Genomic DNA, 25,149 nt, shown 5'->3' on the forward strand with positions numbered 1-25,149 from the left:
CCATCTATCGCAAGGCCGTCGAGTACACCCGTCCGCTCGCAGCTAAGTGGGCCGAGCAGAACGTCGACAAGCCCTGCATTAATGTCATGGCTCAGGGTCCGCTTTTTGGTGCCGCTTACGTCTTTAGCATCTGCAACGTGCAGGAGATGCTGCAGATCGACTCTTGCACCATCAACACCTGCGACTTCTTCCACGGCCCCTTCGAGATCCTGGACAAGCGCACCTCGCTGTTCCAGCTCATCAGCGTCGGCCGCAGCCGCTGCAACGACGAGCGCGGCATCCGCTTCGTCAACCAGTACGGTGGCGAGCGCGTCTATCAGCTCGACGCCAAGGAGCTCGGCCTCAACGACATCAAGGACAGCGTGAGCGAGTACTTCAACCACCTGATCTTTGCCCCGATCCTCAACAACGTCTACATGCGCGCACTCTCTGCCGTCACCCATAAGGACTACATGACGCGCCGCTACATGTGGAAGCTGGACTACTAGGGGATGGAGCAGCCTAACAGCTCGATGTCCTCATAAGTTGCGGTGGAATAGTTCCTGTTTGGGGGTCTGAAGCCTCTATTCAGGAACTATTTCACCGCAACTGAATTCATGGCAGCGCTTGGGGACGTTCCTTTTCTGCCGGCAGTTGGGGACAGTCCTAGTCGTTGGGGACGTTCTTAAATGACTAGTCATCCAAGAACGTCCCCAACGACTACTCATTTAAGTACGTCCCCAATGAGCACCCAATGAGTGTGTGGGCGATCGGATTTTCCCGCTCGCCGATTTGTGTCTTGAAAAATGTATATAACGACTATAACGTAGTGTGAAACATATTGGAAACAATACCGAGGAGGCTGCGTTGAAGAAAAGCAATCTGGGCTATGTGCTGGTGCTGGTCGCCGCGCTTATGTGGGGCAGCATCGGAATCTTTGTAAACGGCATCTCGGCCATGGGCGTTTCATCCCAGAGCATGGCTGCCTTTCGCTTGTTGGTCGGAGCGCTTATCTTGGCACCGGTCCTGATGTTTATGGGCTGCCGTCCGGGTGAGGGGTCTACCGTGGCTCAGGGTCCGCTGGCCCTGTTCAAGGCAAGCCCCAAAGAGCTCGTCCCCTGCGCGCTTGTCGGTATCGTCGGTCTGGCCGCCGCCAACACCTGCTATTACGAGTGCATGGGCGAGGTCGGCATGTCCACGGCCTCGGTGCTGCTTTACACCTCGCCGGTGTTTGGTGTCATGCTCGGCCGCGTACTTTATCGCGAGGACGTGACCCCCAACAAGCTCGTTGCCATTGTCTTTAACATCGTTGGGTGCGTGCTTGCAGTGACCAATGGCGACCTTTCCGGTTTCCATTTTTCGGTTTGGGGCGTCACGTCGGGCGTGATTGCAGGCCTTTGTGGTGCGTCGCTCGCGGTGTTTAGCCGGATAGCAACCAAGACGGTCCACCCGCTGGCTGTCACGTTTTGGGGCTTTGTTTTTGGCGGTGCGGTTATGGCGGCTATCGCGGCTCCGTGGCCGGATGTCGCCGCGGCAATGTCGCCACAGCTGCTGCTGCTGTTCCTTGGCTTTGGACTCATCCCCACAGCTGTGGCCTACATCTTATATATGCAGGGTCTGTCCATGGGGCTCGAGACATCGAAAGTTCCCGTCGTAATGTCATTCGAGACGGTCGTCACCGTACTGGTGGGCATTGGCATCTACGCCGAGCCCGCCGGCGCGATCAAGGTCCTGGGCATCGTGCTGGTGCTCGCGTCCATCCTGATCATGAACACCGACTTCTCCAAGCTGCGCAACAGTGTGTTTGTCGGTCATGTCGTTGAGAGCATGACCTTTAAGCCCAACGCGTGGTGGACGGAGAAATCGCAGGACATGGATCTGTTTAAGGAGCGCACCGGCATCGCGCTGGAGCCCACCGTGCAGGAAAGCCCCTGGTACTTTGTGCGATAGAGGATTGCGCGCAGGGTCTGACCTCGGGTTATCCAGCCAGCGCCGGCCTACCCGGCCCCAACGTTTCAAGTACGTTAAACCCGTCAACGGTCGATTTTCACCCGCGAACGGTCTTTATACTAATTAGCAATATAAGCAACGTATAAGACGTTATAATGACCATAACGAAAAGGAGGAGGCAAGATGAATCAGATCATTCTCGCATCTCATGGCGGCCTGGCCGCAGGCGCCAAAGACACGCTCGAGATGGTTCTCGGCGACGTGTCGAACGTCCACGTCGTGTCGCTTGCTCGTGACGACAAGGAGCCCATCACCGATAAGGTGGACGCCATGATCGCCACGTTCAACGCGGACGACACCGTCTATGTGCTGACCGATATGCTCGGCAGCTCGGTCAACAACAACATGGTCGAGCTTTCCAAGAACGGCACGAAGTTCACGGTTGTCAGCGGTTTCAACATCCCGCTGGCACTGACGCTCGCTATGAGCCCCGTCCCCATCAAGGGCGCCGAGCTCGCGGCCCTCATCAACGAGGCCCGTACCGGTCTGACCAACCCCAACGCACCGGTCGAGGCTGCCGCGGCTCCCGCCAAGAAGGCCAAGGCGCCCCGTCACAGCTCCGGTCCCGCCAAGATCGTCCTCGCACGTCTTGACTACCGTCTGCTGCACGGCCAGGTCGTCTTTACCTGGACCACCAAGGTTCAGGCCGAGCGCATCATCGTCGTCGACAACGCTGCCGCCAACGATGACATCAAGAAGGGCGCTCTTAAGCTGGCCAAGCCCCAGGGCGTGCGCCTGAACGTCTTCACCGTCGAGCGTGCCCTCGCCAAGATGGACAAGCTCAACACCCTCGGCGAGCGCGTCATGTTCGTCTTTGGCAACACGGCCGAGATGCTGCAGTTCTGCCAGGGCTACAAGCTCGATGCCATCAACCTGGGCGCCACCGCCAACCACGACGGTGCCGATCAGGTCGGAGGCAAGGACAGCTCCGTCTTCCTCGACGCCAACCAGAAGGCCGACGTCAACCAGCTGCTCGACATGGGCATCAAGCTCTACGTCCAGCAGACCCCTACGTATCAGAGCGTCGACATCGACGCCAAGCTGTAATCAACCAGGCTTTTGCCTGACTGAAAGGAGAAGGGTATGAATACGTTCATCAGTGCGGTGCTCGTTGGCCTCGTCGGCGTGTTCTGCATGTGGGACTCCCGCCTGCTCGGTCGTCTTAACTTCGAGCAGCCCCTCGTTGGCGCTACGCTCGTCGGTCTGCTGCTGGGCGATGTGCCCACCGGCCTTGCCGTCGGTGCCGCCGTCGAGCTCGTGTCCATGGGCCTGGTGCAGGTCGGCGCCGCCGTTCCGCCCGATATGGTCCTGGGCGGCATCGTGGCCGCTGCCTTTGCGTGCCTGACCGATGCTTCTGCCGAGACCGCCATGACGATCGCCATCCCGGTCGCCGTCCTGGGTCAGCTCCTCGGCATCGTGTTCCGTTCCATCATCGCCGTCCTCACCCATGTGGCAGATAGCGCGATTGATAACGGAAAGTTCAAGACCGCCTACCGTATGCACATCTGCGCCGGCTCCGGTTTGTACGCCATCATGTACTTCCTGCCGATTTTCCTCGCCGTCTTTGTTGGCACCGACCTGGTTCAGGCCATCGTCAACATGGTTCCCGAGTGGCTGTCCACTGGTCTTAACGTTTCGACCAAGATCATGACCGCCTACGGCTTGGCTCTGCTGCTCACCATGATGATCAAGAAGGGTATGACTCCGTTCCTGTTCATCGGTTTCCTGCTCGCCGCTTACCTCAACCTGTCCGTCATCGCGGTCGCTCTGATCGGTGTATGCCTGGCTGTCGTCTTCATGGGCTTCAAGTTCAACGGTTCCCATGCAGCCGCCGGTGTCGATTCCGACTACGATCCGCTCGAAGACGACGAAGACTAAGGAGGAACACACTATGGCAACCGCAACCAAGGACGTGTCCCTGAACAAGAAGGTCAGCCAGTTCTTCTGGCGCTCCTGGGCCATCCAGGCCTCTTGGAACTACGAGCGTCAGATGAACATGGGCTTCCTCTACGGTATGGTTCCCACGCTCGATCGCCTCTATCCGGACGAGTCCGACCCCAAGCAGCTTGCTGCTAAGAAAGAGGCTTACCACCGTCACATGGCGTTCTACAACTGCACCCCGCAGACGAGCGCTTTCATCCTGGGCCTCGCCGCCTCCATGGAGGAGGAGTACGCCAAGGATCCCGAGAACTTCAACCCCGATTCGATTAACGCGGTCAAGACCTCCCTTATGGGCCCGCTTTCCGGCATCGGTGACTCCTTCTTCCAGGGCACCATCCGCGTTATCGCCTTTGGCTTGGGCGTTCAGCTGGCTCAGCAGGGCTCCATCATGGGCCCGATCCTGGCCCTTCTCATCTCCATCGTCCCCTCCGTGCTGATTACTTGGTTCGCAGCCAAGATGGGCTATCAGGGCGGCCACGAGTACCTGAGCAAGCTTCAGGGCGGCGACCTCATGGAGAAGCTCATGTATGTCTGCGGCATCGTGGGTCTTATGTCCGTGGGCGGCATGATCGCCACGCTGATCGGCGCCACCACCCCGCTGCAGTTCGCTGACGGCACCGTCGTTATCCAGGACATCCTGGACAGCATGATGCCCCAGATGATCTCCCTTGGCCTCACCGGCCTTATGTACTGGCTCATCAAGAAGAACGTCAACACCGGTTGGCTTCTCGTGATCGCCATTGTGGGCGGCATCGCCCTCTCCGCGGTCGGCATCCTGGCTTAGTCGCGACTAAGCGCCTAACCGCTTTCCCCCGGGGGCCTGCCTGGCATCCCATACCCCAGGCAGGCTTCCATCCCCAAAATGCGACAATGGGACAGTCCCTTTGTCGCATCCTCAACGGGCCGGCGACTCGGCCCAAACCACGGTAACCCTGCGAGCGCCCGGCAATGTGGCGCCGCAAAAATTGAAAGGAATGTGTCAGATGTACGAGATCGACCTTAACCTCCCTAAGCAGATCGTCGCTGACGTCCTGTCCAACCACGAGATTCACAGCGTCGCCTTCGTCGGCTGCGGTGCTTCCATGTCCGACCTTTACCCCGCCAAGTACTTCCTGGCCAACAACACGGACAAGCTGAACGTTCAGATCTTCACTGCTAACGAGTTCAACTACGACACGCCTTCCTGGGTCAACGAGCACACCTTCGTGATCACCTGCTCCCTCGGTGGCTCCACGCCCGAGACCGTCGAGGCCAACAAGACCGCCAAGAAGCACAACTGCCCGGTCGTCTCCCTCACCAACAAGGCTGGCTCCGCTCTGACCGTCGACGCTGACTACGTCATCGTTCACGGCTTCCACGCCAACTTCGCTGCCAAGTGCGAGAAGCCCGGCTACGCCATCGCTCTTGCTGTCGAGATCCTTCAGCAGACCGAGGGCTATGACCACTACGAGGACATGATCACCGGCCTCACCAACGTCTTCGAGCTCTGCGAGAACGCCGCTCAGTCCTGCAAGAAGCTCGCCAAGAAGTTCGCCGAGGACTTCAAGGATGACAAGATGATCTACTTCATGGCTTCCGGTGCCTCCGAGAAGATGGCTTATTCTCACGCCGCCTTCCTGTTCACCGAGATGCAGTGGATCGACGCCGCCGCCTACAACACCGGCGAGTACTTCCACGGCCCGTTCGAGGTTTCCACCGAGGGTAAGCCCTACGTCTTCTTCATGTCCGATGGCGCTACCCGTCCGATGGACGCCCGCGCCCTCACCTTCCTTAAGCGCATGGGCGCCAAGGTCGCTCTGATCGACTCCAAGGACTACGGCCTGGCTGACGCCGTGCCCGCGAGCGTTGTCACCTACTTCAACCCGCTGCTGCACCTCGCCGTTATGCGTGAGTACGGCAACCAGATCGCCGAGGCCCGCCAGCACCCGCTGACCATGCGTCGCTACATGTGGAAGCTTTCCTACTAATCACAAGTAAGTAAACCTTACGGGTTGATTGAAAGGGGATGGGGTTTGCGCCCCGTCCCCTTTTTTTGCTCTGGGGAGGGCGTATCCCTCGCGCCACAAAACCTCAGATAAAACCTACCAAAATAAACCTGTCCCTTTTTGGCAGGTGGGAGGAGATGCGTATGATCAAGGCAGTGCTGTTTGATATGGACGGCGTGCTGGTCGATACCGAGTGGTTCTACAACCGTCGCCGCGTGGCGTTTATGGAAGAGAAGGGGTTCCACTTTGACGAGATCCCCGATCTTTCGGGGTCTAACGAGCCTGCCATTTGGGAGGCGCTGGTGCCCGACGATGTTGAGCTGCGCGAGCGCCTGCGCGTTGAGTACAAGCAGGTCTATAGCCCGGACCATCCCGTTCCGTATGCCGAGCTGCTCAACGAGCAGACGGAGCCGGTGATGCGTGAGCTGCACGAGCGCGGCGTGAAGTGCGCCATCGCGAGCTCGTCCTATCGCGAGCTCATTGACGAGCTGGTAGAGATTGCCGGTATCGCCGATGTGCTGGACTACACCATCAGCGGTCACGAGTGCAGTGCGTTTAAGCCCGACCCCGAGATCTACCTGCGTGCCATGGAAGCACTGGGGGTTGAGCCTTCCGAGTGCCTGGTTATCGAGGACTCGCCTTTGGGCATCGAGGCCGGCAAGCGCTCCGGCGCCCGCGTCCTGGCGCTGCGTCCGCACGAGGGCGTCAACCTGGACCAGTCCGCCGCCGACGTTGTCATCGACAACCTGACCGACATCCTACCTGCCATTTAGGGACAGGTTTATTTTGGCAGGTTTTATCTGGGCAAACGCCGTATTCGCCGTGAAGGGACCGCTCTCTTCACGGCGTTTTTCTTTTGAGCGGCCTCACGGTCCTTCTGATGGTTGTCGAGAGAGGGTGAATTGAAGCGCCCTCGCACACTACATGCTACAATCGCGGACATGCCCCACAACTACATCTGCCTTCGAAAGGAGCCTACGTGGCGAACGCCATTGATCAGCTCACGGACCGAGTGCTCGTACTCGGCCGTCTCGCCATCGTTCGCCGCGCCATCACCGCCGTGGCGGTCACCATTTCGGCCGTTCTCCAGACATTTCTGATCCAGGCGTTCATTCGGCCCGCTGACCTGCTTCCGAGCGGCCTTACCGGCGTCGCGGTCCTGCTCGATCGCGTTACCTCGCTCGGCGGCGTTCACATCGACATCTCGCTCGGCATGCTCGCGCTCAACATCCCCGTGGCGCTCCTATGTTGGAGCGGCATCAGCAAGCGCTTTGTCATCTTCTCGATGATGCAGGTCGTGCTCTCGTCGCTGTTCCTCAACATCTTTCACTTCGCTCCGTTTTTGGGCGACAAGATTATGCTCATCATTTTTGGCGGCGTGGTCTCGGGTCTGGGCGCTGCCATCGCGCTAAAGTCCGGCGCATCCACCGGCGGCACCGACTTTATCGCGCTGTGGGTCTCCAACCACACGGGCAAGACTATCTGGGGTGTCATCTTTGGTTTCAACTGCTTTATCCTGGCGATCTTTGGCTTTATGTTTGGCTGGGACAAGGCGGCGTACTCCATCGTGTTCCAGTTTATTTCGACCAAGACTATCGACAGTTTCTATCGTCGCTACGATCGCGTGACGCTGCAGATCACAACGCGTAAAGCCGACGAGGTCATGACCGCCTATGTTGACCATTTTCAGCACGGCATTAGCTGCGCCGAGGTCATTGGCGGATACAGCCGCGAAAAGATGTATCTGCTGCACGCCGTTGTCTCGACCTATGAGAGCCAGGACATTATCAAGCTAGTGTGCGACATTGATCCCGGCGCCGTAATCAATGTGTTCCACACGCTCAACTTTGTGGGCGGCTGGTGGGGCGGTCATGTTGACGAGCCCATGCCCACGGCCGTACCCGATCCCGACAAGCCCGCGCGCATGGCCAGCAGGCAGGCGCGCCTCATCGAGCAGGACAGTCTGCAACAGGACGACGGCAAGTAGGGTATTGGCATTTTGCCGGTCCTGCGCAACCCATCCGAACGAGCCCCCCGAAAGCCCCGTTGCTTTCGAGGGGCTCTCGTTTGACATGATAAAAACCTACCAAAATAGACCTGTCGCTTTTTTGGTAGGCAGGGTGTATCGTTTTATCGTTATGATGTAATATAGAGCTAGACGTTATATATGTATTAGTAATTTCGATATTTTGATAAGAGTGATCAGATATGCCCGCGACCAAAAATGCACCGCTTTACCAGCAGATTTACGACGAAATCAAGGATGCGATCGAGAAAGGTGTTTATGCACCCAAGGAGCGTATTCCGTCCGAGCTCGAGCTAGCCGAGCAGTACGAGGTGAGCCGCATTACGGTGCGCCGCGCCGTCGAGGAGCTGTGTTCCGATGGCTACCTGGTTAAGCAGCAGGGCCGTGGCACCTTTGTTTCCACGCCGCACATCAACCGTCAGTTCCACGCCTCGACGCTGCAGACGTTTACCGCGCTGTGTGCCGACAATGGCATGAAGGCCGGTGCACATGTGGTCGATCGCCAGATTGTTCCGGCGCGCCAAAACGAGATGGAGTTCTTTGGCCTGCAGAAGGGCGCGCTGCTGCTGCATATCAAGCGCGTGCGCACGGCCGACGGCGAGCCCATCTTTGAGGAGAACGTCTTTGTGCCGTTTGACGCCTACCGTGAACTGTTGACAGCCGACCTTGAGGACAAGTCGATTTTTGCCGAGGTCGGGCGTGTTGGCGGAACCCCGATTGTCTCGGCTGGCTACCGTACGGTCGAGGCCGTTCGCGCCAGCGCTGAGCAGGCGGCCGAGCTGGGCATCGCTCCGCACGATCCGCTGCTCAACCTGCGCGCCGGCTTTATCGGTCCCAATGGCGAGCCGGTCTTGCTCGGCAAACAGTACTACGTGGGCAGTCGCTACGTCATGGTCCTGTAGGGTTGGTTCCGCCGTTCTAACGAACGGCGGACCGGTCGACGCTGCAAACGCTCCTAAGCGGCAATCTGCAGAATGAGCGTGGATAATCTCCCGTTTTTTGCTTGATGACGGGCTCAAAGTGGGAGATTATCCACGCTCATCCGGAAAGTGTCCAAAAATCCACGCTCATTCGCCTTGGATTGCGTTGCCCGTGGCCGGCAGCCGCGCGGCACCGGTCCGCGTGGCGGCGTATAATCGGCGGCAGATGACTTGGACGTTAGGAAACCATGACCGATAACATGCAGCAGATGGCGCTCGACACGCTCGGCGCCTATTTTGGCTACACCTCGTTTCGCCCGGGACAGGACCGCATGGTCGATGCGATCCTTGCCGGTCGCGATGCGCTGGGTGTTATGCCCACGGGCGCCGGAAAGTCCATTTGCTACCAGGTGCCCGCGCTCATGCTGCCCGGCATCACCTTTGTGGTGAGTCCGTTGCTGTCGCTTATGGAGGACCAGACCCGCGCACTGCTCGCGGCGGGTGCGCGCCCCAGCTATCTCAACTCCAGCCTTACGCTGGCTCAGCAAAATACCGTGCTCAAGCGTGCTCGTGAGGGGCGCTACCAGCTAATGTATGTGGCACCCGAGCGCCTGCTCGAGCCACGCTTTCTGGCCTTTGCGCAGGAAGTTGCGGCCGAAGGCGGCATTGGCGTGCCACTCGTAGCTATTGACGAGGCCCACTGCGTGAGCCAGTGGGGGCAGGATTTCCGCCCCGCCTACCTGCAGATTCGCGAGTTCATCGATTCGCTGCCGCAGCGCCCCATCGTGGCGGCGTTTACCGCCACGGCGACCGAGCGCGTGCGTGCGGACATTCAGCAGATGCTCGGCCTGCAAAACCCCGCGACGGTGGTGACGGGTTTTGATCGCAAGAACCTCTACTTTGGTTGCGAGGAGATGGGCGACAAGGCCAAGACCGCGTGGGTGCGCGACTACGTGATTGCGCATTCGAGCGAGAGCGGCATCGTGTATTGCTCGACCCGCAAGACGGTCGACGCGCTGGCCGCGGAGCTTGCCGAGGCTCTGGGCCCCAGCGGCATTCGCGTTGGCCGCTACCATGCAGGCATGGGCAACGACGCCCGTCGCCAAAGCCAGCGCGCCTTTATCGACGACGATATCCAGGTGATGGTTGCCACCAACGCCTTTGGCATGGGCATCGACAAGCCCAACGTGCGCTACGTGATCCACAACAACGTGCCCGAGAGCATTGAGGCCTACTACCAGGAGGCGGGCCGCGCCGGCCGCGATGGCGACCCGGCCAGCTGCCATCTGCTGTGGAACGGCAACGATTTTCGCATGCGCCGCTTTCTGATCGATCGCGGCGATGCTGCCGATGAGGCACTCGACGACGAGCAGCGTGCGTGGGCGCTCCAGAATCGATATCGTCTGCTCAGCCAGATGGAGGGCTACTGCAATACCACCGGCTGCTTGCGCGAATACATGCTGCGCTACTTTGGCGACGAGGCCGCGGTCGAGCATGCCGCGGCCGGTACGGGCGGCGTCGCCACGGACGACGTCGAGGGCTGCGGCAACTGCAGCAACTGCCTCACGCAGTTCGAGGTCGAGGACGTCACCGATATGGCCCGCGCTGCCGTGCGCTATGTGGCCATGCGGCCCATGCGCTTCGGCAAGTCGCTCATCGCCGACGTGCTCCACGGCGGCAACACCGAGCGCATTCGCCAGATGCATTTGGACGAGGACCGCGGCTACGGTGAGCTGTCGAGCGAATCGGTCGGGCGCATCAAGGACATCATCGGCCAGCTGTGCGGCCGCGGTTATCTGGCTACCTCGCAGGGACAGTACCCGGTCGTGGGGCTGGGCCCGCGTGCCGCCGAGGTCGAGGATGAGGCGTTCGCCTTTACCGTTAAGCGTCGCGCGTCCAAGCGCAAGGCCTCGGCCCGCGCCCGCCGTGCGGTGGATCTGCTGCGCGAGGAGGCCGAGCTGGATCAGCGCCCGCGCGTGGGTGACGATGCCGAGCTGTTCGAGCGCCTGCGTGCCCTGCGCAAGGAGATTTCGACCGAGCTGGAGATGGCGCCGTACATGGTCTTCTCCGACAAGGCCCTGCGCGGCCTGTGCCGTCTGCGCCCCCAGACGCGCGACGAGCTGATTCAGGTCAACGGCATTGGCGAGAAAAAGGCCGACGCCTTTGGCGAGCAGTTTATGACGGCGATCGAAGAGTTTGAGTCCGAGCATGCGCGGGATGGAGCGTAACGATGGCATTCGACGATAAAACCGAGCGCACTGAGGTATCCGCCGTGCCGCTGTACCAGCAGGTTATGGACGACCTAAAGGGCGAGATCGCGCGCGGCGTGTACGCATCCGGCTCGCGCATTCCTTCCGAGATGGAGCTCGCGAAGTCCTACGGCGTGGGACGCATCACCGTGCGCCGCGCCATCGAGGAGCTGTCGCGCGCGGGGTATCTCAACCGCCAGCAGGGGAGGGGCACGTTTGTGTGCGCGCCCAAGCTCAAGCGCAAGATTGTCCAAAAGGGTGACGTTCAGAGCTTTTCCGAGGGTTGCGCTGCCAACGACATGGTGGCCGGAGCACACCTGGTGTCGCGCACGGTGGTTGCGGCGACGCGCGAGGACGCGGCGTTTTTTGGGGTGGAACCCGGCTGCGAGCTCATCGTTGTCGAGCGCGTGCGCACGGCAGACGGCGTGCCCGTCATGCTCGAGAACAACGCCTTTGTGCTGGCCGACCATCCCTACCTGCAGACGCTTGCCGACAAGGACCTCACGGACAATTCCATCTTTGCACTCGTTGCCGAGCATTCGGGCCGCGCGCCGCTCAAGTCCGACCCTTGTACCGTGGAGATTGCGCTTGCCGATGTTCAGGCGGCCTCACTGCTGAAGGTGCCGGTCGGCGAGCCGCTGTTTTATATGGAGGCGTACTTTACCGATGAGGACGAGCGGCCCTTGCTGCTCGGACGCCAAAAGATCGTGGGCTCGCGCTACGTGTTCGACATCTAACGTCCACAGATAGAACAACATGGAACAAATTTGTCGCAATGGCTTCCACCGTGGCTGCTTGCGTGGTATATATAGAACAACATAGAATGACAGCAGGTACGAGCTGCCGTCGTTCAAAGCCGCCACACAAGGAGGAGCATCACCGTGAACGCACACGATCTGGTTCAGGAAATTATCGAGCGCAAGGGCAAGATTGAGAACGTCTTTTGGATCGCCTGCGGCGGTTCGATGATCGACCTGATGCCGGCCAACGAGCTGCTCAAGCGCGAGGCCACCACGTTTGCCTCGACGGTCTACACGGCGCGCGAGTTTTGCCTGATGGCTCCCAAGAGTCTTGGCGAGAAATCACTCGTCATCGCCTGCAGCCACAGCGGCAATACGCAGGAGGTCGTCGACGGTTGCGAGATGGCGCTGGCAGCCGGCGCCGAGGTCGTGGCCATGACCGACTGCGAGGGCTCCAAGATTGATAACGGCAAGTGGACCACCTGGGTCTATCCGTGGGGCGAAGGCGTGCCGCAGGCCGAGGTTCCGCAAGGCATCGGCGTCCTGATGGCTGCCGAGCTGCTCGACCAGCAGGAGGGTTACGAGGCACTCGCCGACATGTACGCCGGCCTTAAGCAGATGGATGCGCTGTTGCCCGCTGCCCGTGAGAAGGTCAACGCCGAGCTGGGCGATCGCTTTGCCGAGCTCTGCCAGCAGCATAAGTTCTTCTATATCCTGGGTTCCGGCCCCAACTTTAGCCAGACCTACGCCATGGCCATCTGCTCGCTCATGGAGATGCAGTGGCAGCACTGCTGCTATATCCACTCCGGCGAGTATTTCCACGGCCCGTTTGAGGCCACCGAGCCCGGCGTGTTCTACTTTGTGCAGCTCGGATCGGGCGAGTGCCGCCCCATGGAGGAGCGCGCGCTCGCGTTCCTCAACACGCACACCGATACAGTCATGGTGCTCGATGCACTCGAGTACGGCGTAGGCGAGGTGCCCGCCAGCGTGCGTTCGTTCTTGGAGCCGATCTTCTTCTACAACATGAGCTGCGAGCTGCGCGCCGCCCGCGGCAAGGTGTTTGACCACAGCCCCGAGGTTCGTCGCTACATGGGCATCGAGCAGTATTAGGTACCGGGAATTATCTTTTTTGACGGGGTCTGCGCTGCGCGCGGGCCCCGTATTGCGTTGTGGCGGCCGGATTCGTGTCTGCGCGAAAGCGAAGTTGAATACTTTTCCGCGAAGTGAACGACCTGTTTTGGACCCCCGAAGCATCCACACTTTTTGGCGGTAAAACTGCAGGAAAAACTCGACGAAACCGCAGGAAACAGCGCCTGAAAAATGTCGATGCTTCGGGGGTCCGATTTTGCTCGTTCACTTCGCGGAAAAGTATTCACCTTCGATTCGCAAGGGCACTGCGTGAGTCAAAAAAGCGGGCCGCGCCGGTAGTATTCCGGCGCGGCCCGCTTGGTATTGCGCTTAGATTCGCGAGATTGCGGCGATTGACGGCCTACTTTGCGTCGTAGGCCTCGGCGTCCCACCAGTCGAGCTGGGCGATGTTGTCGCGAATGTGCTGGCAGCTCTTGTGGAAGCCCTCGAGCTCGTGCTCGGACAGGTCCAGTGTGTAAACCTCCTCGACGCCCTCGGCACCGATCACGCACGGCAGGGAGGTAAAGATGCCCTCTTCGCCATACTGGCCGGTCATAAGCGTAGAGGCCGAAAGCACGGCGTGCTCGTTGTGCAGCACGGCAGCGCAGACGCGCGCGGCGGAGTTGGCGACGGCGTACTCGGTGCACTGCTTGCCCTGGTAGGTCACATAGCCGCCCTTGCGTGCAAGCTCCTCGACCTCCATGTGGTCGAAGGCGTACTTGTCGGGGTTTTCGGCCTGAAGCTCGTTGAGGCTCTTGCCGGCGATGGTCGCGGCCTTAAAGGCAGCCAGCTGGCTAAAGCCGTGTTCGCCGATCATGTAGGCGTCGATGGACTTGGGGCTCACGCCGACCTTCTTGGAGATCTCGGTGCGCAGACGGGCGGAATCCAGGCCGCAGCCCGAGCCGATGATCTTCTTGGGATCGTAGCCGGTCAGGTGCCACAGCTCGGTGCACACGACGTCGCAGGGGTTGGAGATGCTCACAAAGATGCCGTCGAAGCCGGCGTCGACGATGCGCTTGGCAAAGGTGCGGGCGGCGTCGGTGGTAAAGAACAGCTCGCCGTCGCGGTTGCCGGCGGCCAGCGCGACCTTGCCGGCGGCGTTGACGATGACGTCGCAGCAGGCAAGCTCCTCGTAGTGGTCGTAGCAGTTGACGATCTTGGTGTTGTACGGGACAAACGAAAGGGAGTCGCGCAGGTCCTGGACCTCGGACGTCACCTTGGCCTCGTTGATATCGCACAGGTACAGCTCATCGGCAATGCCCTGCATGAGTAGGCTGTTGGCGACATGTGCTCCTACGTGGCCCTGGCCGACCACACCGATCTTACGCGTCTGGTACATATATGTATCCTTTCGGCCGAGTTTTTCGCGTCGAACCATTGTAGCGTCCTGCTGCCACTTTGCTAGGCTAAAGCGCCGTAGATTTTTGGACATGCCTTAATCTCTACTTTTGGAGTGATCTGGGCCGCTGACGGCATCGCTGGGCGATGTGCTCGCGCGGATGGGGCCGGTCGTTGTACCATAGCTGTAACTGACTCGTAAGGAGCATCCATGCCCATTCGCATTCCCGACGCCCTCCCTGCCGCCGCGCAGCTCGAGAGCGAGAACATCTTTGTCATGACCGAGTACCGCGCGCTGCACCAGGACATCCGTCCGCTGCGCGTGCTCATCCTCAACCTCATGCCCACCAAGATTGCCACCGAGACGCAGATCATGCGCAAGCTCTCCAACACGCCGCTGCAGGTGGAGGTGGACCTGCTGCGCACCAAGACGCACGAGGCCACGCACGTGAGCGCCGGCCACCTGGAGACGTTCTATCGCACGTTCGACGACATCCGCGATATCCACTACGACGGCCTGATCATCACGGGCGCGCCGGTGGAGCAGATGCCGTTCGAGGAGGTCGACTACTGGCCCGAGCTCTGCCAGATCATGGATTGGTCCACCACGCATGTGCACTCTACGCTGCATATTTGTTGGGGCGCGCAGGCCGGTCTGTACCATCATTACGGCATCCAGAAGCATGACCTGCCGGCAAAGGCGAGCGGCGTGTTCGAGCATTATCTGGTGAAGCCGCAAAGTCCGCTGGTTCGCGGCTTTGACGACCGTTTCTATGCTGTGCATTCGCGCAACACCGATGTGCGTCGCGAGGACGTGGAGGCCGAGCCGCAGCTTGAGGTCGTGGCCGTGTCCGACGAGGTGGGCCTGTACATCGTCAAGTCGACCGACAGCCGTCGCTTCTTTGTCTTTGGCCACCCTGAGTACGATACCGATACGCTGCGCCTGGAGTACGAGCGCGACGTGAAGCGCGGGCTCAACCCTCAGGTGCCGGCGCATTACTTCCCGGGCGACGATCCCACCGCCGAGCCGCGCAACGTCTGGCGCAGCCAGGCTCAGCTGTTCTACACCAACTGGCTCAACTACTACGTCTACCAGACCACGCCCTACGACCTAGCCCGCGCCGGCGAGGAGCACTAGGCTGTCGGGAGGTGCGCCAGCCGTTGGGCGCTGATGATGTGGGGTAGCGGCAGGTCGTGGGCGTCGGTGGGAACGTGGTCGACACGCTGCTCGTCAAAGGCGATGCCGATGATTTGGCATGCGGACGAGAGCGTGGGCAGGTAGCGGTCATAGCAGCCGCCGCCGTAGCCCAGGCGCGCGCCGGCGCGGTCGAATGCTACGAGCGGCACGACGATCATGTCGAGAGCTTCGGCAGGCACGATAGGGAAGCGGCTGCTGTCGATGTCCGTGGCCGCGAAGGCCCGCGTGGGGTGGGCGATAAACGGAGCCGCGGACGCATCGTCGGCGGCAACTGCCCGCATGCACATGCACTGGCCACAAGCTGCGGCATCAATTGCCGAGAGCATGCACGGATAAGCTACGCGCCAGCCGCGCGCAGCGGCCGCAGCGGCAAACGCGGCAGGGTCGACTTCGGAGCCCATCGCGGCATAGATGGCAACGGTGTGCGGCGCCGCGGCACCCAGGCAATCCAACAGCTCAACAAGCCGCGCACAGATAGTGGCGGACTTCGCCGCCCGCACATCCAAATCAATCGCATCGCGCCGAGCAATCACCGCCCGTCGCAACTCAGCCTTATCCATCCCAGCTCCCTCTCCCAAACCTACCAAAAAGGGACAGGTTTATTTTGGCAGGTTTTATCTGGGCAAACGTCGAAGCCGCCGCAAAGGCACCCTTTGTGGCGGCTTCGACTCGACGTTGGCTTCACAGCGCCGCAGCGATCGCTTCAGTCACAAACTTATTGAGTGACTCACCCTTCTTTGCCGCCGCTAGCGCTGCTTGCTTGTGGAGCTCAGAGCCCGTTCTTACGTTGAACGAGCCCTTAAAAGCCCGCTCGGGTTCCTTGCCCTTCTCGGCGCAAAACTCAAGGTAATCGTCGACGGCGTCGTGGAAGCATTGCTCCACTTCTTCAGCCGTGGAGCCTTCAAATACGATTGCGTCCCTAATGCCGGCGACCATACCTGTTAGCACATGCTGTTCGGCATCGAACTCGACCGGGGCGAAATAACCCTTGTATGCCAAAACGTTACTCATGACTACCTCCGACATCTTGCAGAAAGCGAACGATGTTTCGAATGGTCCCCGCTGTCAATTCGTCAGATGGATGAGGCGCGTGCATTACGAACATCCTGCCATCTGATGGCCTGTAGAAGCGAACGCGCGATCCGGATGTCTTGCCTTTGCTGTCCATTTCAAAGCCATATGAAGCCATAACTTTAAGAAAGTCAGCGAATCTATACGTTGAAGGACAGCTAAGCAGCTGGGCGATGAGTTTGTCGATCCGAGTCATCCTGCCTCACATCCCGCAACTATATTATAGTTGCAATTTAAGCCCGAAGCAATCACCCATACTATAGAACACATGTACGTATAGAACAAGTGTTCGAACCACAACTGAGGAAGGAGACAGGCACCTTTGTGGTGGTCTGTGCTGTGGAGTGGGCGTCTGCGGCGGTTTGTCTCAATCTGTAACAGTAACTCGGCAAAATTGGACCTAGATGTTACAGATTGAGACAAAGAGCTGGTGCCGTTTGGGAACGTCTCGACCTGTAACATCTGGAGCCGATATTGCCGTCTAGATGTTACAGATTGAGACAAACCGCCGCGGTGGGCTGCGCCGCCCCGCTCAAACCGCAGAAAAAAGGTAGATTTTCGGGCATGTCCCAAAAATCTACCTTTGCCGTGCGTTAGCCCATCAGGTCGACGACGTTAAAGCCGGCGTTGCTCTTGGCGATGACTTCGCGGCCGCCAAAGACGCAGGTGGGCGACTCGGCTGCGATGCGCGTCACGTCGGCGCCGAGCGAGCGGAGCTCACCGGGCGTGGCGGCGAGCATCTGGGCGCGGCGCTCCTCGCGTGCGTGCGGATCGAGCCCGGCCAGGTAGGTCGTGTTGCGGCGCTTGGTGAGCGCGTACGGCTTCACCGGCGCGTCCATGCCGCTCACGCAGCTCACGATAAAGCCCTCAAAGGCGGCCTCGTCGGGCTCAAAGCTGCCAAGCCATGCACCCGCGCGCTTCACGCGCTCAATCGAAGGATCGATCGCCGGGTCGCGGTAGGTGTAGAACGCCGTCTGGCGCTCGCCGGCTGCGCGGAATCCGCAGCCGTACGCACCGCCCTTCACGCGAATCTCGTTCCACAGGTAGTCGTAGGAGAGCGCGTTGGCAGCCACGGCCCAAGCGCCTGTCACGTCAATGCCCAGGCGACGCGGATCGCACGCACGCGCGGCAAAGCAGATGTCGCTGGGGATGACGAAAGCCTCGTGGCGGTCGCGCGGCTCCGGCACCACGAGCGTGCCGCTGGCAGCGCCGTCGCCCGCGCCAAGCCCCAGGTCGCCCGCGGCATCCCAGTACGCGTCAAAGTCCTCGTCGCTGCCGGTAAAGCTCGCCATGCAGCCATCGGCCACAAAGATGCGCTCCGCCAGCTCGGCAAGCTTGGTACGCAGCCCGTCCACGCGCTCGTCAAAGTGGTCGAGCAGATCGCGCAGGAACAGGTAGAAGTCTACGCCCGAGAGCTGCTCACGCACTACGGCCGAAGGCGAGCTGTAGCTCATCGCGCGACCGAGCGCCGTCGAGTGGCCGTTGTTGATAAAGCCCTGTTCAAGCCCAATGCGAATCTGCGTGAGCACGTCGCGCACGCGGTCGGCGTCGGCATCTGCCAAAAGCGTGCTCGACCATACCTCGCGCGGCAGACTCGCCAGCGCATCGATTTTCTCGGACAGGGCGCCGGCGCTCACCAGCAGATAGGGGCGCACGCCGTCCACGTCGGGCTGGGTCATGACTTCGGTCGTAAAGCTCAAAAAGCCGAGCTTGCCGGCGAGCAAGTTGTCGAGTTCCTCGGCCGAGTGCTCGCGCGTGGGCAGCTGCTTGAGCAGGCGGCAGAGCAGTGTCACATAGGGCAGGTCCTCAAACGCGACGCAGCTCAGGTCGAAATACTGCATGGCGTAGGCCAGACGGTTGGTGGGGATGCCGTGGCGCAGGCAGGGGATGGGTGCGGTCGTGTCCACGATCAGCGGCTGCTCGGGGTGCGCCTCGCCAATGTCGGACACGCGCAGGCGCGGCAGCGTGGCCTTGGCCTCGGGCGTGTCTTCGGCCTCCTGCGCGGCACGCAGCGCGGCCGTGCGCTCGACCACGTCGGCCAGCTCGGCATCGGTCATGGCATCGCGCTTGGCTGCTAGCTCGGCGGCCTCGGCACCCTCCGAACCCTCGGCGGCGTCCACCGGCACCAGCTCGACCAGTGCCATGTGATCGTTCTGCAGCACCAGCTCGCGCAGCAGGTCCTCAAAATAGCTGCCGTCCAGCTCGCTACGCAGCTCCTCGTACACCGGGCCGTACTTGAGCGCCAACGTCGCGGCGTCGTCATCGTAGAGCCAGGTGCTCAGCGCGTCGCACGCAATGGCCACGCCATCGGCGATACCGTAGTCGCGCTGGCGCAGATCGTATTCGTTGCTGCTGATGATGGCTTCCAGGCGCTCGCGCGGAACGCCGTGCTCGCACAGGTCGCGGCAGGCGTCCTGGAACACGCGACGCAGCTCGCGCGCCACGCCGGGCTGAGCGTTTTGCAGCATGATGAGCTCGTAGGGCTGCAGGCTCTCGGCCGCGGTGTAGCTCACCACGTTGCCGCCCAGGCCGGCGGCCAGAATGGCCTTCTTAACCGGCGCTTCGTTGGAGCCTAGTAGCGCCTCGAACAGGATATCCGCCGCGATCGTGCGCTTGCGGTCGAGCGCGCTGCCCAGCACAAGGCCCAGGCCCACCAGGGCGTTCTCGGGCGTGGTGGCCATCTCGACGCGCTTATACTCGCAGGTCACGGGCGCCTGCACGCCCAGCGGATTGGGTGCCAGCGTGGACGGGTCCTCGCCGGCGGCGACGGCAGCGTCCATGCGGCGGCTTGTAGCGCTCGGCTGCGACAGATAGCGCTCGTCCAAAAATGCCAGCGCGCGGTCCACATCTAGGTCGCCGTAGAGTGTTATATAAGAGTTGGAAGGATTGTAGTGGCGCGCGTGCGTATCCAGGAACTGCTCGTAGGTGAGCGCGGGAATCGCGCGTGGGTCGCCGCCGCTCTCGTGCGCATAGGCGGTGTCGGGATAGAGCGCGGCGTTGACGGCGTCGTCCAGCACGCTCATGGGGTCGGACAGCGCGCCCTTCATTTCGTTGAACACCACGCCGTTATAGCGCAGCGTGCCCTCGCGCAGGCTGGCGGCGCTGCCTTCGCCCTCGGCGCCCTCCGGCAGGTCCAGCTCGTAGTGCCAGCCCTCCTGCTCAAAAATGGTGGGCTTGGTATAGATGGCCGGGTTGAACACCGCGTCCAGGTACACGTCCATCAGGTTGTACAGATCCTGCTCGTTGGTGGTGGCAACGGGGTAGATGGTCTTGTCGGGGTAGGTCATGGCGTTGAGGAACGTCTGCATGGAGCTCTTAATCAGGTCCACGAACGGCTCCTTGACGGGAAACTTGGCCGACCCACACAGTACCGAGTGCTCAAGAATATGGAACACGCCGGTGGAATCGGCCGGCGGCGTCTTAAAGCCAATGGCAAAGGCCTTGTTTTCGTCGTTGCACGCCAGGTACAGCAGGCGAGCGCCCGATGCGGTGTGGCGCAGCACGTAGGCGTCCGAGTCGAGCTCGGGCACGGTCTCGCAGCGCTCGACGGCAAAACCGTGGCAGGTGGTGCCGGGTACCAGCAGCGCGGCAGCAGCGGCGCGCGGGTCGGTTGAGGTGGTGGGCATATGCAGTCTCCTTTGACGCCCCGGCGGGGGCGAATCGAGTCGAATCCTCGAGAGTATACCCATATGGGGCCGCGGCTCTGCGGCGAACTGAAGACGATGTGGGTGGATTGGCATGGGCCCCGCGTGTCCCGCCAAATGAGCGTGGATTTTCGGACGAAATAATCCGTCGCAGGCCCAAATGCCGTCCAATTATCCACTCCCGCACACCTTTCGTCTCCAACCGTGAGATGAGAGATAGACGAGAGACGTATACGAAAGATGGCTGTACAGCAAAGAGCCAAACAATTAATAGTGCTGTTTGGTTGGTGATTGTTTTTCAGTAAAAACACTTACGAATAAAGCAAGTTGCAAACAGCTGCCCCCTTATTTCGTGCTCATTTTTAAGGCGAGAAATTGCCGCCATATGATCGGACGAGTTTCAACGATTGCGATTTAGTATTTGGCGCGGATGCGGTCGATTCCGATGAAACGCTAGCTGACCACGCGGTAGATTGCGCTTTCTCCCAGATGCCCCGGCAATGCGCAATAAGCCAGATAACGAAGCGATTGCCAGTGCGTCTATCCATAGGGAATTCCGGGAAAGCTTCTGCGGACAGTCAAAAGATTCGTCGGCTCCAAGCGGATTAAAGGTATTTGCATAAGACGTCATTTAACTAGAGACGATGCATACTGAACCGTTCAATGAACTTGCACGCTGTGTCCAACAACGCCGATTGTTGTTTTAAAGGGGTTTGATGAAAGAACAGAACCAAAATAATACTTGCATAGTTAGTTATATAAAGTATTATAACGTTATGGGATGAATGAAGGGTTCATCTAAGTGAGTTAGGAGTAAGGGATGTTCAATTTCGATGAGCCTCGTTACGAAAAGGTTGTGAGCGATGCCCTCGCTCTCCGTCCTCAGATTGAGGCTGCCGTGGACAAGGTCTGCGAGCAGGGCTATTCCAACATCTTCTTCATCGGCTGCGGCGGCACCTGGGCCCACACGCTCCCGATGAAGTATTGGGTCGAGACCACCACGGCCGACGTCGACGTCCACTGCGAGATCGCCGCCGAGTTCCTCGCGTGCCCGCCCAAGGCCTTCAACAAGGACTCGGTCTGCGTCTTCTCCACCCGTACCGGCACCACCCCCGAGATCATCGAGGCCGCCAAGTTCTGCCAGGAGCAGGGCGCCCGCACGCTGATGTACGTCTCCAACGACAACACCCCGGCCACCGAGTACGCCGACTACAAGTTCTTCAGCTTCGCCGAGGACGACGTCCTGTGCGAGGCCATCTACACCTACCAGATCACGCTGGTCGCCCGCTTCCTCAAGAACGCCGGCGCCTTCCCCAAGTACGACACCTTCATGGAGGAGTTCGGCAACATCGCCCCGTACCTCATCAAGGCCAAGGACGCCCAGGACGAGCGCTGCGCCGCCATGGCCGAGGACTTCAAGGACACCGACTACCACATGGTGATCGGCTCCGGCATGCTCTGGGGCGAGGCCTACGACTACGCCATGTGCATCCTCGAGGAGATGCAGTGGATCAAGACCAAGTCCATCCACGCCGCCGAGTTCTTCCACGGCACCATCGAGCTGTGCGAGGAGGGCACGAGCCTCATCATGCTCTACGGCGAGGACGACACCCGCAAGCTCATGGACCGCGTGGACAACTTCACCCACATGCTCGCCGACGAGAAGGGCGTCCATGTCCGCGTGAACAAGTTCGACACCGCCGAGGTCGAGCTGCCGTTCAGCGACCCCGAGTTCCGCAAGATCGTCTCCCCGATGGTCACCTACACCATCACCGAGCGCCTGAGCTGCCATCTCGAGCACGTCCGCAACCACCCGCTCACCACGCGTCGCTACTATCACCAGATGAACTACTAAAGCAGCTTTCAGCGGCCGTTACTATGCTCGGAAATAATTCGTTATGTTGCGTTCGTAAAACAATGCAAACAAATGTCGCAGTCTCGTTCTAGAGAGCCATGCCGTAGCTGGCCGCTTGAGGTCGTATTTGCTTGGACTCGACCATGTGGCTCGTTGGCATTTCACGGTAGCGACTTCAAGGCGAAATGGGGCATTTTTGCCAAATGCCCCTCTTGTTTGCGCCACAAGTGGCATTCGACACCTTCATATGGAGTGTTTGATATTGTAGACGGTTCAAAAATAAGATTGAACCGTCTATTTCTTTCAAAATAATACGTAATAGGTTATTTTATAACGTATAGAAGTTTCATAGAATGTTGTACGGAGAACGTTATGATTAACCCGACTAGTGCTGTGCCGCTATATGTACAAGTAGCTGATGATTTGCGCCGCCGTATTGAGATGGGCGAGTTTTCCGAAAGTGGCGTGTTGCCTAGCGAAAATGGTTTTTGCGAAGAATACGAGGTTAGCCGCGCGACGATACGGAAGGCAATTCAAACTCTTGTGGATGACGACGTGCTTGATACGCGTCATGGCAAAGGCACATTTATCCGGCAGCCTAAAATCGTCTCGAGCTTGAGCACGTTTAAGGGTTTCACTTATTTTTGCCATGAAAATAATATCGAAACCTCGTCTCGTGTTCTCGCTCTTCAGGAGGTCGAGCCGCCCGTTGCCGTCCGTCGTCATTTGCGAATGGAAGAGAATGAATCTGCGGTTTACCTCAAACGTGTGAGGTCAATTAACCACATAAATGCAATGATTGAACATATTTATCTTCCAGTAAAGAACTTCGGGTTTTTACTGGGTGTCGATATGGAGAACGCATCACTTTATGAAACGATTGAGAGAGAGACGGGGCTGCGACTAGAGGATAATTGTTTCCCGTCTATTGTGCTTGAAGCAGGGCTTGCTACGGATGAGGAGAAGCGCATCCTTAACATCGCAGGAGAAGCTGCGATGTTTATATTGAGTGAGACCGTCTATATGAGCACTGGTAAGCCAGTGCACTTTACTAAGCAGGTGATGTTGGGTGATTATTTCAAATACTTCTTTTCGATTAAGGCTAATCAACTCGGCATCAATTGGCAGGGACTTGAAGCCGTTGAGTGTAGAAAGCAATAGGTTGAATAATGGTTAAAGTGGAGAGCGCTGTTCCATTGTATAAGCAGATCGTTCACGATCTTGTGAGTCGAATAGAAAGTGGCGTATATAGCGAAGGGGATAAGCTTCCTACTGAGACGGAGCTTATGGAGGAATATGGCGTTAGTCGTATTACTGTTCGATCGGCAATCAAGGAACTAGAGGATGCCGATATCGTTGAGCGCACGCGAGGGAAAGGTACTTTTGTTACCACGACGCGCAATGCCTATGCAGCCGATGACCAGGAAAGCTTCACCCATTCCTGCATTCAAGAAAATAAAAAGCCTTCTACCGTAGTGCTCGAAGTAGCTTGGATTTATCCTACGCTGCGCGACGTGCGTTTTCTTCAGGTCCAGGAGGACGAGAATATTCTTCAGACTAGACGTTTGCGCTTAGTCGATGGCGTGCCAACGATGTTGGAAACCAATAGCTACACTCCTTCTCTTGCCTTTTTGGAACATGAAGATTTATCGGGTTCTCTACTTGAGGTGCTGGGAAGACGCCATATCGAACTTGGCAATAACGAGCGAACGTTGCAGGTGTGCTTTGCAAGTGCTTACGAGGCAGAACATTTGAATGTAAAGCCGGGATCTGCCCTTTTATTATTTGTGGATAAGCGTTGCAGCGCGCAGGGAGTGCCATTGTTTATTTCGCGGCAGGTGTACTGCACTGAGCGCTTAAAGTTTTATCTCTAGCGAAAGCCAAACCCCGGATCTTTCTTAACCGAATAACAAGAGATTGAAAACGCCCCGACAAAGGGGCGTTTTTTTGCCGTTTACGGGCGAATTATTACCGCTTAGGAAGCTTGATTGATCTGTCTTGACAAAGCGAAAGTTTCGAGGATACTGTAGATAACAATACAAAATATAACGTTCTATTAACAGATGATTAACTGAGATTGGGAGATAAATGAGGAAGTTGCTCTTGGCCAGCCATGGGCCACTTGCTAGAGCGATGCGTGAAACGCTCCAGCTATTTTGCGGTGAAGATCCTCGCGTTAAGGTGCTATGCGCATATGTCGATGAGGACACGATGGATGTAAAGGTAGTGTCGAGAAAGTTGGTGTAAGGGCCCTTGCGGCCCCTGTGTCCGATATCCGGAATCAGTTGATATCCTAGGCCGCCTCCACGCTGTCGGCAAGTTCCAGGCTGGATTCGATCATCTTCCTGGCCGCCTTCTCCAGCTCCGCCCAGTCGTGCTCGCCCGCGGCACCCATTCTGAACGCGGCGTCATGCATCTCGGCCATCTTCCTTTCCGAGAAGTAGCGCGAGCCGGACCATGTCTCGGCCTGGTCGCACATGACGGCGCCCACGAGCCTGAGCAGCGAACTCTCCGACGGGAAGACCTGCACCACGCGCGAGCGGCGCTTGATTTCCCTGTTGGCGCGCTCCTGCACGTTGTTGGTGCGCAGGCGCTTCCAGTGCGACGGCGGGAAGTCCAGGTACGCGAGTGCGTCGGGCTCCGCCTCCTCGAGCACCCTCGCCGCCCTCGGGCAGCACCCCTCCAGCATCTCGCATGCCGCGTGGTACATGGCCACGGCGGTGGCGGCGTCCCTGGCGCGGAAGACCGAGGAGACGATGCGCCCCACGCGGCGCCTCAGCTGCCAGGAGCCGGCCTCGCGCATGCAGTCGCGCATCAGGTGCACGGCGCATCGCTGCCAGGCCGCCCCCTGGAAGACCTCGCCTATGGCCCTGACCAGGCCCCCGTGGGCATCGGATACGACGAGCTCGGTGCCGGTCGCGCCGCGGTCGCGCAGCTTCCGCAGGAAACCGAGCCACGATTCGTAGGACTCCGTGTCCACCACGGACACCCCCAGCACCCGCCTCCAGCCGGACTCGTCGCAGCCTATCGCCGTGACCACCGCGGTCGAAGCCACGCGGCCCCCG

22 protein-coding genes are annotated in these 25,149 nt (G+C 59.3%); 16 read left to right on the top strand and 6 right to left on the bottom strand.

Annotation, left to right across the window (positions count from 1 at the left end; all coding sequences use genetic code 11):
• The 12 genes from AB5758_RS06085 to AB5758_RS06140 form a co-directional block, all read left to right on the top strand.
• On the top strand, positions 1 to 488 hold a 488-nt coding region (locus AB5758_RS06085; protein ID WP_497506239.1), incomplete at its 5' end, for a phosphoheptose isomerase family protein.
• 358 nt (positions 489 to 846) lie between these two features.
• Complete coding sequence (locus AB5758_RS06090; protein WP_346978982.1) at positions 847 to 1,929, top strand: DMT family transporter; 1,083 nt, start codon at positions 847 to 849, stop codon at positions 1,927 to 1,929.
• 183 nt (positions 1,930 to 2,112) lie between these two features.
• On the top strand, positions 2,113 to 3,036 hold the full coding sequence (locus tag AB5758_RS06095) for a PTS sugar transporter subunit IIAB (protein ID WP_368141244.1): 924 nt from the start codon (positions 2,113 to 2,115) through the stop codon (positions 3,034 to 3,036).
• Positions 3,037 to 3,072: 36 nt separating this feature from the next.
• Positions 3,073 to 3,867, top strand: a complete 795-nt coding sequence (locus AB5758_RS06100; RefSeq protein ID WP_118226099.1) for a PTS mannose/fructose/sorbose/N-acetylgalactosamine transporter subunit IIC — start codon at positions 3,073 to 3,075, stop codon at positions 3,865 to 3,867.
• A 13-nt stretch (positions 3,868 to 3,880) separates the two neighbouring features.
• A complete protein-coding gene (locus tag AB5758_RS06105) occupies positions 3,881 to 4,714 on the top strand; it encodes a PTS system mannose/fructose/sorbose family transporter subunit IID (RefSeq protein ID WP_161115155.1) in 834 nt (277 codons plus the stop codon).
• A gap of 199 nt (positions 4,715 to 4,913) precedes the next feature.
• Entirely contained in the window at positions 4,914 to 5,897 is a 984-nt protein-coding gene (locus AB5758_RS06110) for an SIS domain-containing protein (RefSeq protein ID WP_035136781.1), read from the top strand.
• Positions 5,898 to 6,058: 161 nt separating this feature from the next.
• Entirely contained in the window at positions 6,059 to 6,688 is a 630-nt protein-coding gene (locus AB5758_RS06115) for an HAD family hydrolase (RefSeq protein WP_368141241.1), read from the top strand.
• A 206-nt stretch (positions 6,689 to 6,894) separates the two neighbouring features.
• The gene (locus AB5758_RS06120) at positions 6,895 to 7,902 is read left to right on the top strand and encodes a YitT family protein (protein ID WP_368141240.1); all 1,008 of its coding nucleotides are present in this window, start codon (positions 6,895 to 6,897) and stop codon (positions 7,900 to 7,902) included.
• Positions 7,903 to 8,123: 221 nt separating this feature from the next.
• The gene (locus AB5758_RS06125; RefSeq protein WP_368141239.1) at positions 8,124 to 8,843 is read left to right on the top strand and encodes a GntR family transcriptional regulator; all 720 of its coding nucleotides are present in this window, start codon (positions 8,124 to 8,126) and stop codon (positions 8,841 to 8,843) included.
• Between the two features lie 266 nt (positions 8,844 to 9,109).
• On the top strand, positions 9,110 to 11,089 hold the full coding sequence (locus AB5758_RS06130; protein ID WP_368141238.1) for a RecQ family ATP-dependent DNA helicase: 1,980 nt from the start codon (positions 9,110 to 9,112) through the stop codon (positions 11,087 to 11,089).
• A 2-nt stretch (positions 11,090 to 11,091) separates the two neighbouring features.
• Positions 11,092 to 11,847, top strand: coding sequence for a GntR family transcriptional regulator (locus AB5758_RS06135; RefSeq protein ID WP_368141237.1), 756 nt, complete (start codon positions 11,092 to 11,094; stop codon positions 11,845 to 11,847).
• A gap of 144 nt (positions 11,848 to 11,991) precedes the next feature.
• Complete coding sequence (locus AB5758_RS06140) at positions 11,992 to 12,960, top strand: SIS domain-containing protein (protein ID WP_195521919.1); 969 nt, start codon at positions 11,992 to 11,994, stop codon at positions 12,958 to 12,960.
• Between the two features lie 379 nt (positions 12,961 to 13,339).
• Here the strand turns inward: AB5758_RS06140 and AB5758_RS06145 are convergent, their stop codons facing one another.
• A complete protein-coding gene (locus tag AB5758_RS06145; protein ID WP_117563734.1) occupies positions 13,340 to 14,317 on the bottom strand; it encodes an L-lactate dehydrogenase in 978 nt (325 codons plus the stop codon).
• A 210-nt stretch (positions 14,318 to 14,527) separates the two neighbouring features.
• Here AB5758_RS06145 and metA point away from each other — a divergent pair, with 210 nt between their 5' ends.
• Entirely contained in the window at positions 14,528 to 15,454 is a 927-nt protein-coding gene (gene metA / locus AB5758_RS06150; RefSeq protein ID WP_117716974.1) for a homoserine O-acetyltransferase MetA, read from the top strand.
• On the opposite strand, the gene AB5758_RS06155 is transcribed toward metA, so the two are convergent.
• The 4 genes from AB5758_RS06155 to AB5758_RS06170 form a co-directional block, all read right to left on the bottom strand.
• Positions 15,451 to 16,074 carry a 5-formyltetrahydrofolate cyclo-ligase gene (locus tag AB5758_RS06155; protein ID WP_368141236.1) on the bottom strand — a complete coding sequence of 208 codons (624 nt, stop codon included), beginning with the start codon at positions 16,072 to 16,074 and terminating at the stop codon, positions 15,451 to 15,453. The two genes, metA and AB5758_RS06155, sit on opposite strands and share 4 nt — an antisense overlap.
• A 121-nt stretch (positions 16,075 to 16,195) precedes the next feature.
• Positions 16,196 to 16,525, bottom strand: a complete 330-nt coding sequence (locus AB5758_RS06160) for a type II toxin-antitoxin system HicB family antitoxin (RefSeq protein ID WP_022094981.1) — start codon at positions 16,523 to 16,525, stop codon at positions 16,196 to 16,198.
• Positions 16,518 to 16,781: a type II toxin-antitoxin system HicA family toxin gene (locus AB5758_RS06165; RefSeq protein ID WP_368141235.1), complete on the bottom strand. Its 264-nt coding sequence runs from the start codon at positions 16,779 to 16,781 to the stop codon at positions 16,518 to 16,520. The genes AB5758_RS06160 and AB5758_RS06165 overlap by 8 nt, the downstream gene beginning before the upstream one ends.
• 397 nt (positions 16,782 to 17,178) lie before the next feature.
• Positions 17,179 to 20,211: an insulinase family protein gene (locus AB5758_RS06170; protein ID WP_368141234.1), complete on the bottom strand. Its 3,033-nt coding sequence runs from the start codon at positions 20,209 to 20,211 to the stop codon at positions 17,179 to 17,181.
• Between the two features lie 838 nt (positions 20,212 to 21,049).
• Between AB5758_RS06170 and AB5758_RS06175 the strand changes: the two genes are divergently transcribed.
• From AB5758_RS06175 to AB5758_RS06185, 3 genes are all read left to right on the top strand, one after another.
• Positions 21,050 to 22,084: an SIS domain-containing protein gene (locus tag AB5758_RS06175; RefSeq protein WP_055287655.1), complete on the top strand. Its 1,035-nt coding sequence runs from the start codon at positions 21,050 to 21,052 to the stop codon at positions 22,082 to 22,084.
• Positions 22,085 to 22,456: 372 nt separating this feature from the next.
• Positions 22,457 to 23,245 carry a GntR family transcriptional regulator gene (locus AB5758_RS06180; RefSeq protein WP_099432597.1) on the top strand — a complete coding sequence of 263 codons (789 nt, stop codon included), beginning with the start codon at positions 22,457 to 22,459 and terminating at the stop codon, positions 23,243 to 23,245.
• A gap of 8 nt (positions 23,246 to 23,253) precedes the next feature.
• Positions 23,254 to 23,958: a GntR family transcriptional regulator gene (locus tag AB5758_RS06185; protein WP_055287651.1), complete on the top strand. Its 705-nt coding sequence runs from the start codon at positions 23,254 to 23,256 to the stop codon at positions 23,956 to 23,958.
• A 419-nt stretch (positions 23,959 to 24,377) separates the two neighbouring features.
• Here AB5758_RS06185 and AB5758_RS06190 read toward each other — a convergent pair.
• Positions 24,378 to 25,149: IS256 family transposase (locus AB5758_RS06190; RefSeq protein ID WP_368152680.1), on the bottom strand; the 772-nt coding region annotated here is incomplete at its 5' end.

It is taken from the genome of Collinsella aerofaciens, assembly GCF_040926405.1.
Classification (GTDB): domain Bacteria; phylum Actinomycetota; class Coriobacteriia; order Coriobacteriales; family Coriobacteriaceae; genus Collinsella.

Bases quoted from the DNA above. Each gene is read 5' to 3' on its own strand.
- AB5758_RS06095 (WP_368141244.1), top strand. From the start codon at position 2,113: ATGAATCAGATCATTCTCGCATCTCATGGCGGCCTGGCCGCAGGCGCC.
- AB5758_RS06100 (WP_118226099.1), top strand. From the start codon at position 3,073: ATGAATACGTTCATCAGTGCGGTGCTCGTTGGCCTCGTCGGCGTGTTC.
- AB5758_RS06105 (WP_161115155.1), top strand. From the start codon at position 3,881: ATGGCAACCGCAACCAAGGACGTGTCCCTGAACAAGAAGGTCAGCCAG.
- AB5758_RS06110 (WP_035136781.1), top strand. From the start codon at position 4,914: ATGTACGAGATCGACCTTAACCTCCCTAAGCAGATCGTCGCTGACGTC.
- AB5758_RS06115 (WP_368141241.1), top strand. From the start codon at position 6,059: ATGATCAAGGCAGTGCTGTTTGATATGGACGGCGTGCTGGTCGATACC.
- AB5758_RS06125 (WP_368141239.1), top strand. From the start codon at position 8,124: ATGCCCGCGACCAAAAATGCACCGCTTTACCAGCAGATTTACGACGAA.
- AB5758_RS06130 (WP_368141238.1), top strand. From the start codon at position 9,110: ATGACCGATAACATGCAGCAGATGGCGCTCGACACGCTCGGCGCCTAT.
- AB5758_RS06135 (WP_368141237.1), top strand. From the start codon at position 11,092: ATGGCATTCGACGATAAAACCGAGCGCACTGAGGTATCCGCCGTGCCG.
- AB5758_RS06145 (WP_117563734.1), bottom strand. From the start codon at position 14,317: ATGTACCAGACGCGTAAGATCGGTGTGGTCGGCCAGGGCCACGTAGGA.
- metA (WP_117716974.1), top strand. From the start codon at position 14,528: ATGCCCATTCGCATTCCCGACGCCCTCCCTGCCGCCGCGCAGCTCGAG.
- AB5758_RS06155 (WP_368141236.1), bottom strand. From the start codon at position 16,074: ATGGATAAGGCTGAGTTGCGACGGGCGGTGATTGCTCGGCGCGATGCG.
- AB5758_RS06160 (WP_022094981.1), bottom strand. From the start codon at position 16,525: ATGAGTAACGTTTTGGCATACAAGGGTTATTTCGCCCCGGTCGAGTTC.
- AB5758_RS06165 (WP_368141235.1), bottom strand. From the start codon at position 16,781: ATGACTCGGATCGACAAACTCATCGCCCAGCTGCTTAGCTGTCCTTCA.
- AB5758_RS06170 (WP_368141234.1), bottom strand. From the start codon at position 20,211: ATGCCCACCACCTCAACCGACCCGCGCGCCGCTGCTGCCGCGCTGCTG.
- AB5758_RS06175 (WP_055287655.1), top strand. From the start codon at position 21,050: ATGTTCAATTTCGATGAGCCTCGTTACGAAAAGGTTGTGAGCGATGCC.
- AB5758_RS06180 (WP_099432597.1), top strand. From the start codon at position 22,457: ATGATTAACCCGACTAGTGCTGTGCCGCTATATGTACAAGTAGCTGAT.
- AB5758_RS06185 (WP_055287651.1), top strand. From the start codon at position 23,254: ATGGTTAAAGTGGAGAGCGCTGTTCCATTGTATAAGCAGATCGTTCAC.